Source organism: Pseudomonas sp. TE12508 (assembly GCF_056279485.1).
Map to the genome: position 1 here is coordinate 125,390 of NZ_JBWCCN010000016.1, position 12,703 is coordinate 138,092.

Here is a 12,703-nt window from a genome sequence, read left to right on the forward strand (position 1 = left end):
CTATTCAGCTTAGTTGCTCTTTTCATCCTTGCTGATAGAGACACTTTGCAGTGCCTTTCGTGCCTGTTGTTTGCGCAACAGCTGCCAGTGGCTGAGAACGGTTTTCGGCGCCCAGATCTGTGGCTCGGAAGCTTCGAAGCTGTCGGCCAGTTCACGCTCGGCCACGGTGGCGCTGGCCAGTTTGAAGGCTTGCTCCAGATCGTCGGTCTGGTTCAGCGCCTGGGCGAACAGCGCGTCGCCGAAGTACGTGAAGTTGGCTTCTTCCGAACACCCGAAGGACACTCGATCGGCGCGCGAGGCGGTCATGATCAGGGTGCGTTCGTCCTTGAGGGCGGGAATGAAGCCGCCGGAATAGCACGATGAAATCACGATGATCTTGTCGCGCTTTTTCAGGGGCGCGAGGACGGCGGCGAGTTCGTCGGCCGGCAAGTCGGCCAGTTCCATGCGTGGCTGGTCGAGTACCAGTTCGTGTTCACTGGAGCCATGGCTGGTCAGATAAATGAACAGCAAGTCTTCCGGGCCGCTGCGCTCGGCCAGGGTCTGGGCGGCGCGGCGCAGGTTTTCCCGGGTGGCCATCGGCCGGTCGCCGAGGTGATCGCGATGGTTGACCAGGCGGATCTGGCCGAAGGCGCCGAAACGGCTGGCGAGCATGTTGGCGACGTAGTCTGACTCACGCAGGAACACGCTCTGCTTGCCATCGCCGCCGAGGGTCAAGGTGTACAGTTCGACCGCCGGGGTCGAGGCGGGGACGTTGGCCAGCGCATCGTCGAGCAAGCGTCCCTGGGCCAACAAGCCGAGTTCGAGAGGGTCGGGCAGCAGCTTGCCGTCGGCGTCGCGTACGCGCTGACTATTGACCCAGGTGCCGCTCTGCACCGTGCCATCGGTCAGCACCAAAGTACCTTGGCCCTGATAGTTGTCGCTGTCGAACTGGCCGACATAGAAACTGCCATCAGCCAGGTTCAAGCGACCTTGACCGGTGAAACGCCAATCGCTGAACTGACCGATGTAGTGACTGCCATCGGCGCCGATCAACTCGCCCTTGCCGCTGAGCACGCCTTCCTTGAACTGACCGAGCCAGACATCGCCATCGGCGTTCTCGTAGCGGCCCTTGCCGTGCAGTTGATTGTTCTTGAAACCGCCGACATAGATATCGCCATCGGCGCTGTTGAAGGTGCCATTGCCTTCCAGCTGACCGTCGGCGAAATGCCCGGTGAACTGATTGCCGCTGGCATCGCTGCGCTGGCCTTCGCCGTTGGGTTTGCCGTGGGCGAATTGACCCTGGTACTGGCTGCCGTCTGCGAGTTCCAGACGACCGAGCCCTGAATATTGATCGGCCTTGAATTCGCCGCGGTAGGTCATGGCGTTTTCTTTGAGGGTGCCTTCACCGTCGCGTCGACCCGCCTTGAAACCGCCGGTGTAGCTGCTGCCAGTGGTGGTCAGCGTGCCTTGGCCGTCGAATAGTCCTTGCTGGAATTGCCCGCGATAGACCTCGCCGTTGCTGCCATGCCATTCACCCTGGCCATGCCATTGGCCTTTGTCGAACTGGCCGGCGTACCAGCTGCCGTTCGGGTAATCGATGCGGCCTTCACCTTGCAGCAAACCATTGACCAGATCACCGCGATAGCGTCCGCCGTCCGGCAGGCGGGCATCAGGGGGCAACAGCGATTCGCCATCGCCGCAAGCGGTGAGCAACAGAGTCAAAGCAAGGAGTGCAAGTGAGCGCATAGCGGGATCCGGGCAATTAGGCGACCGAGTATGCCGCAGCTATGTGTCGCATTTATAGAGACACGGCACAGACACGGCGCGAAACAGCGTGAGCTGCTTCGCATCCGGGATGCTTTACACGAAGCAGAGGGACAGTGGCTCGGCGATATATGCCGGTTTGTCCGACCCTTCAATTTCAAGCGTGGCGGTTGCCTTGAGCAACCATTGGCCGGGTTTCTTCTCGATGACCTCGTTCATGTCAACCTTGAGTCGAACCCTGGAATTGACCTTCACAGGCTGGATGAAACGCACGCTGTCCAGACCATAGTTGACTACCATCTTTGCGCCTTCGGGCAGGATGAGGATGTCTTCCATCAGTTTGGGGATCAGCGACAACGACAGGAAACCATGGGCGATGGTGCTGCCAAAAGGTGTTTGCGCGGCTTTGACCGGGTCGACATGGATGAACTGATAATCACCTGTGGCTTCTGCGAACAGGTTGATGCGTTCCTGGTCGATGGTGAGCCATTCGGAACGTCCGAGTTCCTTGCCGACATAATCTTTGAGCTCTGCAACTGGAACATAGGGCATTGAGACTCTCCTTGGGTCATCGGTTTTATAGTTTTCGAGTGGGGGGATTTGACCTCCCTGCGAACCACTTTAGATCAACATGGCAAATTGCTCCGGTCAACTATCCATGCTTTTGGCGAATGCCGATTCATAGCGTTGGCGTGCTTATAATGCCGGGCCCCTTCTTTGTGGGGAGCACGCGTGGGAGAGAATGGATGTTGTTACGTGGCCTGACCTGGCTGGTGCTTTTTCAATTGCTCGGCACCGCCCTCAACCATTTGTTTTTGCCGGTACTACCGGGGCCGATCATTGGCCTGCTGTTGCTACTGGGATATCTGATTATTCGCGGTCAAGTCGGCGAGCCGCTGAACCTCGCGGCCAGCAGCCTGCTGCGTTATCTGCCGTTGCTGCTGGTGCCGCCAGCGGTGGGCGTGATGGTTTACGCCGCCGATATCGCCGCGGATTTCTGGGCGATCACCGGTGCGCTGGTGTTGTCGCTGCTGCTATCGATGGCCTTCGCCGGCGTATTGATGCAGCGCCTGGTCAGGCGTCACGCTCATCGCGAGGACGACCAATGATTTTCGATTGGCAGGGCGCCTGGGCGTCGGTGATTCATCATCCATTGTTCGGTATCGGCATTACGTTGGGCGCGTATCAATTGGTGCTGGCGGCATACGAGAAAACCCGCTGGATTTTTCTGCAACCGGTACTGGTTTCCATGTTGCTGGTCATTGTTGTCCTGGTGGGTTGCGGCCTGAGCTACGCCGAATATCGCAAGAGCACCGAGATCCTCAGCATCTTGCTCGGGCCGGCCACTGTTGCGCTGGCGGTACCGCTGTACCTCAATCTGCGGCGGATCCGGCAGTTGTTCTGGCCGATATTTACTACGCTGGTGATAGGCGGCGTGGTCGCCACGGGCATGGGTGTGTTGCTGGGTTGGGGCTTCGGCGCCGAACACATGATCCTGATGACCATGGCACCCAAATCGGTCACCTCGCCGATTGCCATGCTGGTGGCAGAGCAGATTGGTGGCGTCGCGGCGCTGGCGGCGGTGTTCGTGTTGATTACCGGGGTAATCGGGGCGATCTTCGGGCCGGGTCTTTTGACTCGTCTCGGTGTCCACAGCCCAGAGGCTCGAGGCATGGCCCTGGGCATGACCGCTCATGCGGTCGGCACCTCGGTGGCCTTGCAGGAGAGTGAAGAATGCGGTGCCTTTGCGGCGCTGGCGATGAGTCTGATGGGCGTAGCCACGGCGGTATTCCTGCCGTTGGCGGTGTCGATGGTGGTGTAAGGAAATGTCTATGAGTCTGCCGCTTTTTCCGCTGAACACGGTGTTGTTTCCGGACTGCATCCTCGACTTGCAGATCTTCGAGGCGCGCTACCTGGACATGATCGGTCGCTGCATGAAACAGGGCGGCGGCTTCGGCGTGGTGTGCATCCTCGACGGCGAAGAAGTCGGCATCGCCCCTGAAGGCTACGCACGGGTCGGGTGCGAGGCGCTGATCACCGATTTTCATCAGCAAGACAATGGCCTGCTGGGCATTCGGGTGAAAGGCGGGCGGCGCTTTCATGTGGTGCGTACCGAGGTGCAGCGCGACCAGTTGATCGTCGCCGAAGTCGAATGGCTCAAAGATGAACCCGAACAACCGCTACAGGATGAAGACGCTGACCTGGTCGCGCTGCTCAAGGCCTTGGCGGAACATCCGATGGTCGAAGCGCTGAACATGGGCACCGAAGCGACGGGGCAACAGTCGCTGGCCAATCAGTTGGCGTACCTGTTGCCGTTTGCCGAGGTGGACAAGATAGACCTGCTGCAACTTGATGATCCGCAGCAGCGCCTGGATGCGATTCAGGCGTTGCTGGATGAGTTGCAGGGTGAGTTGTTTGCCTGATGTCCGCTAAAAAGATCGTAGCCTTCGGCAGCTCCTACATTAAATTGGTGTACACCCTGTAGGAGCTGCCGAAGGCTGCGATCTTTTGATCTTTTGATCTTTTCAGTACGCGTATCTCAACATCGCATGCGGCATGTGCCTCAACACAAAGAAACCGAACAACGCCACCAACGACGGTAATACCAGCCACCAGATTTTCGGCGGCATGGCGTCGAGCGAAGTCTGGCGTTGAGTCAGCCAAAGGCTGGCCGCGCACACGCACGCCGCCAACATCGCGCCGGCCAGTACATCGGTCGGCCAGTGCGCGCCCAGGTACACCCGTGACAAGGCAATCATAAGCGCTGGCAAGCAGCCCACCAACAACCAGGTCAGGCGCATGCGCGGCGGTTGTCCGCGCCCGGCCAACACCGCGAGCGTCAAGAACAGCGCGAAAGAGCCCGAGGCATGGCCGCTGGGCATGCTGTAGCTGGTCAGCGGGTCGCTCAGCACTTCCGGGCGCACGCGGGCGAAAAAGTGCTTGGTCGCGGTATTGCCCAGTGCGGTGAAAAGCAAAGTGCCGCCTGCGAAAAGCGCGTGCCGCCATTGTCGTGTCAGCAACAGCAAGACTGTCAGCAGCGCGCTGAACATGAACATGTTGCGGAATTCGCCGATCAGCGTGAACACCACGGCCACTTCATCGAGCACCGGGCTGCGGTGTTCCTGTATCAGGGTCATCAATCCTTGGTCGAGGGCGGTCAGGTGCGGGTAGCCGATGAACAGACCGATCAGGATCAACAGGCTCATGCTGCTGATCCAGATGGTCGCCCGGCGATGGCGGCGCAGGCTGCTGTTTGCGCTCAGACCGACCATCACCGCAATGCTGCCGGCGACAATTGCGGCTTCAGGCCAGAAACCTTCCGGCAATGGCAAGCGGATCGCTGCCCCGGTGGCCCAGCCCGGCAGGAGATAGGCGATGCTCCAGCCTGCGGCAGCCAACAGGCTGACGACGGCGAAGCGCGGGAAGGGCATGTCGCACATCCCGGCAACCATCGGTAGCATCGGCCGCAAGGGGCCGATAAAGCGGCCGACCAACAGGCTGGCGATGCCATAACGCTGGAAATACGCCTCGGCCCCGGCCATCCATTCCGGATGATGGCGCAACCCCGGCAGGCGACGGATGTTCTGGTGGAAATGTCGCCCTAAAAAGTATGAAACGATGTCGCCCAGCACGCCGCCGAGGAAACCCAATAGCAGCGTTTCACCCAATGACAACGCGCCACTGCCGGCCAGCACCGCCACGGCAAACAGCAATACTGTGCCGGGCACGATCAGCCCGGCAATCGCCAGGCATTCAATGCAAGCCACAATGAACACTGCCGCGGCCAACCACTGCGGATTGACCGTCAGCCAACCGGTCACGCTATCGAGCCATGGGCCCATAAAAACAACTCCATCGAATAATCAATTGGCCTCAAGGGACAAACGCAATCTTCAAAACGCTACAGGTCTCATGTGGGAGCGAGCCTGCTCGCGATAGCGGATTGTCAGACGACATCTACTTCGACGATCAGTCTGCTATCGCGAGCAGGCTCGCTCCCACAATGGATTTTCAATAATTCAGGACAACAAAAAATAATCGCGCCCTTCGACTTGCCCCCGGCGCAGCGGGTTGCGCGTGCAATAAAGTGCGTAAGCCGCATCAACAAAACGGTACATCAAGTGTTCGTCGCGCCCGTGGGGAATGCCCAGGCGTGTGGTCTGGATAATGTGGCCGGGCGCCGGCCCGACATCTTCCACCAGCAGTACTTCATGGTCGAAGCGCTTGGCGTCCCAGACCGGCACCTTCAGCCCCAGCGCCTTGCAAAGCAGCGTCTGCCCGGCACACAGCTTTTGTGAGGGGCGAGGGCGGCCCTGAGCATCGGGATTGTTCAATAGCATCTGCGCCAGACTCGCTGGCCCGCTCAGTTCATCGACCCACGGATAGGCTGATTTGATCAATACCGCATTACCCGGACCCTGAGCGCTGAAGTTCAACGAATCGCCACCGCGCGCGTAATACATATAGATGTGGCCGCCATCCAGAAACAAAGCCTTACGCTTTTCTGTGTAGCCAAGGGAGGCGTGGCTGCCTTTTTCTTCGCAGTAATAGGCTTCGGTCTCGATGATCCGGGCACTGAGCCACAGGTCGCCGACCTTATGGCGGATGATTTTGCCCAGTAAATCCCGGGCCAGCGTTTGGGCATCGCGGTCGAAAAATGCATCCGGCAACCCCGTGGGCTGGCGCGTAGCGGACGCAGAAACAGGCAGGTTGGTCATGATGAACAGCGTTTATCAGGGCTGATGGAGCCGTGATGATAACAATATGCGGCTTAATCACGGCTGAACGTCGGCAAATTGCGCTCCATTTCGACCATCCGCCTGTCACCGCTGTTAGTCCCGGGACGCGACAGCTATAATCTGCCGCTTTACTCTTTACCAAGACCTTAGCAAAGACCATTGCAGACCATGACTGAGTCCGTTCTTGACTACATGACCCGTTTGGGTCGCGCCGCCCGCGAAGCTTCCCGCGTGATCGGCCGTGCCAGCACCGCGCAGAAAAACCGCGCCTTGCAGGCGGCTGCCAATGCGCTGGACGCTGCACGCGCCGAGCTGACCGCGGCCAATGAACTGGATTTGACCACCGGCCGCGCCAATGATCTGGAACCTGCTTTGCTGGAACGCCTGGCACTGACCCCGGAGCGCATCGACGGCATGATCGTCGGTTTGCGTCAGGTCGCGGCACTGCCGGACCCGGTGGGTGCGATCCGCGACATGAGTTATCGCCCGTCGGGCATCCAGGTCGGCAAGATGCGCGTGCCATTGGGCGTGATCGGGATCATCTACGAATCACGGCCGAACGTGACCATCGATGCCGCCAGCCTGTGCCTGAAGTCTGGCAACGCGACCATCCTGCGTGGCGGCTCCGAGGCGATTCATTCCAACCGTGCCATTGCCGCCTGCATCCAGCGCGGCCTGGCCGAGGCCGGTCTGCCGGCCGCCGTGGTGCAAGTGGTCGAAACCACCGACCGTGCGGCCGTCGGCGCATTGATCACCATGCCGGAATACGTCGATGTCATCGTGCCCCGCGGTGGTCGTGGCCTCATCGAACGAGTCAGTCGCGATGCCCGCGTGCCCGTCATCAAGCACCTGGACGGCATCTGTCACGTCTACGTCAGTGCCCACGCCGATCTGCCGAAAGCCCAGCGCATTGCGTTCAATGCCAAGACTTACCGTTACGGTATCTGTGGCGCCATGGAAACCCTGCTGGTGGATCAGGCAGTCGCCAATGAGTTCCTGCCGTCGATGGCTGCCCAGTTCCGCGAAAAAGGCGTCGAACTGCGCGGTTGCGAGCGCACCCGGGCGATCATCGAGGCTGTTGCGGCCACTGAAGAAGACTGGCACACCGAATACCTGGCGCCGATCCTTTCGATTCGCGTGGTCGACGGTCTGGATCAGGCCATCGAGCACATTAACAAGTACGGCTCCCATCACACCGATTCGATCGTCAGCGAAAACCTGGCCGACACCCGGCGTTTCGTGGCTGAAGTCGATTCGTCTTCGGTAATGATCAATACGCCGACGTGCTTTGCCGATGGCTTCGAATACGGATTGGGTGCCGAGATTGGCATTTCTACTGATAAGCTGCACGCCCGCGGCCCGGTGGGCCTCGAAGGGCTGACCTGCGAGAAGTACATCGTGGTCGGTGACGGTCAGTTGCGCGGCCAGGAGTCGCTCTGACTTGGGCGACTTCGACCCGTCAGCCCAAGTGACCGCCAGCGAGTCCCAGCCTCGACGCATTGGCGTGTTGGGCGGGACCTTCGACCCGGTGCACATCGGCCATTTGCGCGGTGCATTGGAAGTCGCCGAATCGCTGGCGCTCGATGAATTGCGTCTGACACCCAGTGCCAGGCCGCCTCATCGCGGTACGCCGCAGGTGTCGGCGAAGGACCGTCTGGCGATGGTCAAGTGCGCGGTGGCCGGTGTGCCACCGTTGGTAGTGGACGCCCGCGAATTGCAGCGGGACAAACCGTCCTACACCATCGACACCCTGGAACTGATGCGCGCCGAACTGGCCGCCCCAGACCAGGTTTTTCTACTTTTGGGCTGGGACGCATTTTGCGGCCTGCCCACTTGGCACCGCTGGGAAGAGTTGCTCCAGCATTGCCACATCCTGGTGCTGCAACGCCCGGATGCCGACAGCGAACCGCCGGATGCCTTGCGCAACCTGCTGGCAGCGCGCTCGGTGAGCGACCCGCTGGCCCTCAAAGGGCCGAGCGGACAGATTGCATTCGTCTGGCAGACGCCGCTCGCGGTATCCGCCACCCAGATCCGTCAACTGCTGGCCAGCGGTAAGTCGGTACGTTTCCTGGTGCCCGACGCGGTCCTGGCCTACATCGATGCGCACGGGCTTTACCGTGCGTCGAACTGAAAAAGGGCGCGCTTCAAGGCACGTGAATGCGTGTATCGAAGCGCCCGAACACACGAGCAAAACGAGTTTTATATGACTGACAAAGACGTAAACAAAGTAAAGCGCAAGGGCACGTTCAAGAGCGCTCCGCTGCCAGTAGTGGCCAATACCGGCCCGGAACTGCGCGGCGAAGAGCTGGTCAAGGTTGCCGTAGCGGCCCTGGAAGACGTCAAGGCCCAGGATGTTCTGGTGATCGACGTTCGTGAAAAGCAGAGCATCACTGATTTCATGATCATCGCTACCGGTACTTCCAACCGCCAGATCGGCGCGATGCTGGATAAGGTCCGCGAGGCGGTCAAGGCTCAGGGCGTCAAGCCGTTGGGTGAAGAAGGCAAGGGCGACAGCGACTGGGTGCTGCTGGATATGGACGACGTCATCGTGCACATGATGACTGCCAGCGCTCGCCAGTTCTATGACCTGGAGCGTTTGTGGCAGGGTGCCGAGCAGAGCCGTGCCGGCAGCGCCGCGCACCACAGCCCGGAAAACACCCATGAGCATTTCATCAAGCTCAACAAAGACCAGCAATAAGGGACCGCTGTGCGACTGCGACTGATCGCCGTCGGTTCACGCATGCCCAAATGGGTGGAAGAAGGCTGGCATGAATATGCCAAGCGTCTTCCGTCCGAGCTGGCGCTGGAACTGGTGGAAATTCCGCTCAACACTCGCGGCAAGAACGCCGACGTGGCGCGCTTTATCCGTCAGGAAGGCGAAGCCATGCTGGCCAAGGTCGGGCCGAATGAGCGCATTGTCACCCTCGAAGTCCACGGCAAGCCCTGGAGCACCGAGCAACTGGCGGTTGAGCTCGATCGCTGGCGGCTGGACTCGCGCACGGTGAATTTCATGGTCGGCGGCCCCGAAGGGCTGGCGCCGGAAGTCTGTGCCCGGGCGGATCAACGCTGGTCGTTGTCACCGTTGACGTTGCCGCACCCGCTGGTGCGGATTCTGATCGGCGAACAGCTGTATCGTGCCTGGACAGTGTTGTCCGGCCACCCTTACCACAAGTAGTTCTGCCCTCATGCCCCAGCCGATCCGTATCAAGGACCACGAAAAAGACGCCCGTCTGGTGCGTGGCCGCGTCGTGTTCGGGGCCATTGCAGTGGTGGCGCTGATTGGCGTGCTGATCGCGCGGCTGTATTTCCTTCAGGTGATCCAGTACGAGTACCACTCGACACTGTCGGAAAACAACCGCGTCCACGTACAGCCGATTCCGCCGACTCGCGGGTTGATCTTCGACCGCAATGGCGTGGTGGTGGCCGATAACCGGCCCAGCTTCAGCCTGAGCATGACCCGCGAACGCTCCGGTGACTGGCAGCAAGTGCTCGACGTGATCGTTGAAGTGCTGGAGCTGACGCCCGAGGACCGGGTGATTTTCGAGAAGCGCATGCGTCAGGGGCGCCGACCGTTTGAGCCGGTGCCAATCCTGTTCGAACTGAGCGAAGAGCAGATCGCCCGCATCGCGGTGAACCAGTTCCGCCTGCCTGGTGTGGAAGTGGTCGCGCAGCTGGTGCGGCATTACCCGCAGGGCGCGCACTTTGCGCACTCGGTGGGTTACATGGGGCGGATCAACGAGAAAGAGCTCAAGACGCTCGATCCGGTGAGTTACAGCGGCACCCATCAAATTGGTAAAACCGGCATCGAGCGGTTTTACGAGCCCGAGCTGCACGGTCAGGTCGGTTACGAAGAAGTCGAGACCAACGCCCGTGGCCGCGTGTTGCGGGTGCTCAAACGTACCGAGCCGATTTCCGGCAAGGACATCGTCCTGAGCCTGGACATCAAATTGCAGGAAGCCGCCGAAGCCGCGCTCGGCGGTCGTCGTGGCGCGGTAGTGGCGCTGGACCCGAAAACCGGCGAAGTCCTGGCGATGGTCAGTCAGCCGAGTTTTGACCCGAACCTGTTCGTCACCGGCATCAGTTTCAAAGCCTATTCCGAGTTGCGCGATTCCATCGACCGGCCATTGTTCAACCGCGTGTTGCGCGGTCTGTACCCGCCGGGCTCGACGATTAAACCGGCGGTGGCAATTGCCGGCCTGGATGCGGGCGTGGTCACCGCATCGACCCGGGTCTACGACCCCGGTTACTACCAACTGCCCAATTACGATCACAAATACCGTAACTGGAACCGTACCGGCGACGGTTACGTGGATCTGGACACGGCGATCATGCGGTCCAACGACACCTACTTCTATGACCTGGCGCACAAGCTGGGGATTGATCGGTTGTCGGCTTACATGAGCAAATTCGGTATTGGTCAGAAGGTCTCTCTCGACATGTTCGAAGAGTCGCCGGGGTTGATGCCGACCCGGGAATGGAAGCGCGCAACCCGTCGTCAGGCCTGGTACCCGGGCGAAACGCTGATTCTCGGGATCGGTCAGGGCTACATGCAGTCCACTCCGTTGCAGTTGGCGCAGGCCACGGCGCTGGTGGCCAACAAGGGTGTGTGGAATCGTCCGCATTTGGCCAAGACCCTCGAAGGTGCGAAGCCGGTGGACGAAAATCCGATGCCGGACATCATTTTGCGCGACCCGTCGGACTGGACCAAGGTCAACCACGGCATGCAGCAGGTGATGCACGGTGCCCGCGGTACGGCGCGCAAGGCATCCATCGGTGCTCAATACCGGATTGCCGGCAAAAGTGGTACGGCCCAGGTGGTCGCGATCAAGCAGGGCGAAAAGTACGACCGCTCCAAGGTTCAGGAGCGTCACCGCGACCACGCCTTGTTTGTCGGCTTCGCGCCGGCCGACAACCCGCAAATCGTGGTGTCGGTGATGGTCGAGAACGGCGAGTCCGGTTCCGGCGTCGCCGCGCCAGTGGTGCGTCAAGTCATGGACGCCTGGCTCCTGGACCAGGACGGCCGACTGAAAGCCGAATACGCCAGCCCTATCAGTGCGGAGGCTACGGCCCGTGAAGAGTAATTTCGATCGCATCCTCTCCAGCGAGGATGTGATGCGTCGCCGTGCGACGCTGTTGCAACGCATGCACATCGACGGCCCGTTGCTGATCCTGCTGTTGACCCTCGCGGCCGGCAGCCTGTTCGTGCTGTATTCGGCCAGCGGCAAAAGCTGGGATCTGCTGGCCAAGCAAGCCACCTCCTTCGGCATCGGCCTGGTGTCGATGATCGTCATCGCCCAGTTCGAGCCGCGTTTCATGGCCCGTTGGGTGCCGGTCGGTTATGTGATCGGCGTGCTGTTGCTGGTGGTGGTGGATGTCATGGGCCACAACGCCATGGGTGCCACGCGCTGGATCAACATTCCCGGGGTGATCCGCTTCCAGCCCTCGGAATTCATGAAGATCCTGATGCCGGCGACCATCGCCTGGTACCTGTCCAAGCGCACCTTGCCACCGCAGCTCAAGCATGTGGGCGTCAGTCTGTTTCTGATCGGGTTGCCATTCATCCTGATCGTGCGTCAGCCCGACCTCGGCACTTCGCTGCTTATTCTCGCCGGTGGCGCGTTCGTTCTGTTCATGGGCGGCCTGCGCTGGCGCTGGATTCTCAGCGTAATTGCCGCGGCGGTGCCGGTGGCGGTCGGCATGTGGTACTTCATCATGCACGACTACCAGAAGCAGCGAATCCTGACCTTCCTCGACCCAGAGAGCGATCCGTTGGGCACGGGCTGGAACATCATTCAGTCGAAAGCAGCCATCGGTTCCGGTGGCGTGTTCGGCAAAGGCTGGTTGCTTGGCACCCAGTCGCACCTGGACTTCCTGCCGGAAAGCCACACCGACTTCATTATTGCGGTGATGGGCGAAGAGTTCGGCCTGGTGGGCATCTGCGCATTGTTGCTGATTTACCTGTTGTTGATCGGTCGCGGGCTGGTGATTACCGCCCAGGCGCAGACATTGTTCGGCAAATTGCTCGCGGGCAGCCTGACCATGACGTTTTTTGTTTACGTTTTCGTCAACATCGGTATGGTCAGTGGCCTGTTGCCGGTTGTGGGGGTGCCGTTGCCGTTCATTAGCTACGGAGGAACTTCGCTGGTGACGCTACTGTCAGCGTTTGGGGTTTTGATGTCGATCCATACCCATCGCAAGTGGATCGCACAGGTTTGAATAAG

Annotated in this window: 13 protein-coding genes; 9 read left to right on the forward strand and 4 right to left on the reverse strand. The window is 60.2% G+C overall.

Translation table 11 applies throughout. From position 1 onward, the window contains the following. Positions 1-9 precede the first annotated feature (9 nt). Together ACZ9IM_RS21930 and ACZ9IM_RS21935 are read right to left on the reverse strand one after the other, a co-directional pair. Positions 10-1,725 (reverse strand): C13 family peptidase, encoded by a 1,716-nt coding sequence (locus tag ACZ9IM_RS21930; RefSeq protein ID WP_476224933.1) that lies wholly within the window; start codon positions 1,723-1,725, stop codon positions 10-12. Positions 1,726-1,839: 114 nt separating this feature from the next. Further along, positions 1,840-2,295: a MaoC family dehydratase gene (locus ACZ9IM_RS21935; RefSeq protein WP_008009033.1), complete on the reverse strand. Its 456-nt coding sequence runs from the start codon at positions 2,293-2,295 to the stop codon at positions 1,840-1,842. Positions 2,296-2,489: 194 nt separating this feature from the next. On the opposite strand from ACZ9IM_RS21935, the gene ACZ9IM_RS21940 reads away from it, so the two are divergent. From ACZ9IM_RS21940 to ACZ9IM_RS21950, 3 genes are read left to right on the forward strand one after another with little or no spacing between them, the layout of a single operon-like run. Continuing rightward, positions 2,490-2,852, forward strand: a complete 363-nt coding sequence (locus tag ACZ9IM_RS21940) for a CidA/LrgA family protein (RefSeq protein WP_427625887.1) — start codon at positions 2,490-2,492, stop codon at positions 2,850-2,852. Further along, positions 2,849-3,565 (forward strand): LrgB family protein, encoded by a 717-nt coding sequence (locus ACZ9IM_RS21945; protein WP_008070140.1) that lies wholly within the window; start codon positions 2,849-2,851, stop codon positions 3,563-3,565. The genes ACZ9IM_RS21940 and ACZ9IM_RS21945 overlap by 4 nt, the downstream gene beginning before the upstream one ends. 10 nt (positions 3,566-3,575) lie before the next feature. Then, the gene (locus tag ACZ9IM_RS21950) at positions 3,576-4,166 is read left to right on the forward strand and encodes an LON peptidase substrate-binding domain-containing protein (RefSeq protein ID WP_063342415.1); all 591 of its coding nucleotides are present in this window, start codon (positions 3,576-3,578) and stop codon (positions 4,164-4,166) included. Positions 4,167-4,268: 102 nt separating this feature from the next. Here ACZ9IM_RS21950 and ACZ9IM_RS21955 read toward each other — a convergent pair whose 3' ends face one another. Both ACZ9IM_RS21955 and ACZ9IM_RS21960 read right to left on the reverse strand, forming a co-directional pair. Continuing rightward, on the reverse strand, positions 4,269-5,585 hold the full coding sequence (locus tag ACZ9IM_RS21955; protein ID WP_476224934.1) for a bifunctional DedA family/phosphatase PAP2 family protein: 1,317 nt from the start codon (positions 5,583-5,585) through the stop codon (positions 4,269-4,271). Between the two features lie 177 nt (positions 5,586-5,762). Beyond that, a complete protein-coding gene (locus tag ACZ9IM_RS21960; protein WP_427625889.1) occupies positions 5,763-6,461 on the reverse strand; it encodes a DNA-3-methyladenine glycosylase in 699 nt (232 codons plus the stop codon). 189 nt (positions 6,462-6,650) lie between these two features. On the opposite strand from ACZ9IM_RS21960, the gene ACZ9IM_RS21965 reads away from it, so the two are divergent. The 6 genes from ACZ9IM_RS21965 to rodA all read left to right on the forward strand — a co-directional run bounded on the left by ACZ9IM_RS21965 (position 6,651) and on the right by rodA (position 12,698). Continuing rightward, on the forward strand, positions 6,651-7,922 hold the full coding sequence (locus ACZ9IM_RS21965; RefSeq protein WP_476224935.1) for a glutamate-5-semialdehyde dehydrogenase: 1,272 nt from the start codon (positions 6,651-6,653) through the stop codon (positions 7,920-7,922). Between the two features lies 1 nt (position 7,923). Further along, entirely contained in the window at positions 7,924-8,613 is a 690-nt protein-coding gene (gene nadD, locus ACZ9IM_RS21970; protein ID WP_465806811.1) for a nicotinate-nucleotide adenylyltransferase, read from the forward strand. Positions 8,614-8,685: 72 nt separating this feature from the next. Next, positions 8,686-9,180 (forward strand): ribosome silencing factor, encoded by a 495-nt coding sequence (rsfS, locus tag ACZ9IM_RS21975; protein ID WP_038981377.1) that lies wholly within the window; start codon positions 8,686-8,688, stop codon positions 9,178-9,180. 9 nt (positions 9,181-9,189) lie between these two features. Further along, positions 9,190-9,657, forward strand: coding sequence for a 23S rRNA (pseudouridine(1915)-N(3))-methyltransferase RlmH (gene rlmH / locus ACZ9IM_RS21980; RefSeq protein ID WP_003185785.1), 468 nt, complete (start codon positions 9,190-9,192; stop codon positions 9,655-9,657). A 10-nt stretch (positions 9,658-9,667) separates the two neighbouring features. After that, on the forward strand, positions 9,668-11,563 hold the full coding sequence (gene mrdA / locus ACZ9IM_RS21985; RefSeq protein WP_008070114.1) for a penicillin-binding protein 2: 1,896 nt from the start codon (positions 9,668-9,670) through the stop codon (positions 11,561-11,563). Between the two features lie 31 nt (positions 11,564-11,594). Continuing rightward, on the forward strand, positions 11,595-12,698 hold the full coding sequence (rodA, locus tag ACZ9IM_RS21990) for a rod shape-determining protein RodA (protein WP_161990844.1): 1,104 nt from the start codon (positions 11,595-11,597) through the stop codon (positions 12,696-12,698). Positions 12,699-12,703 lie beyond the last annotated feature (5 nt).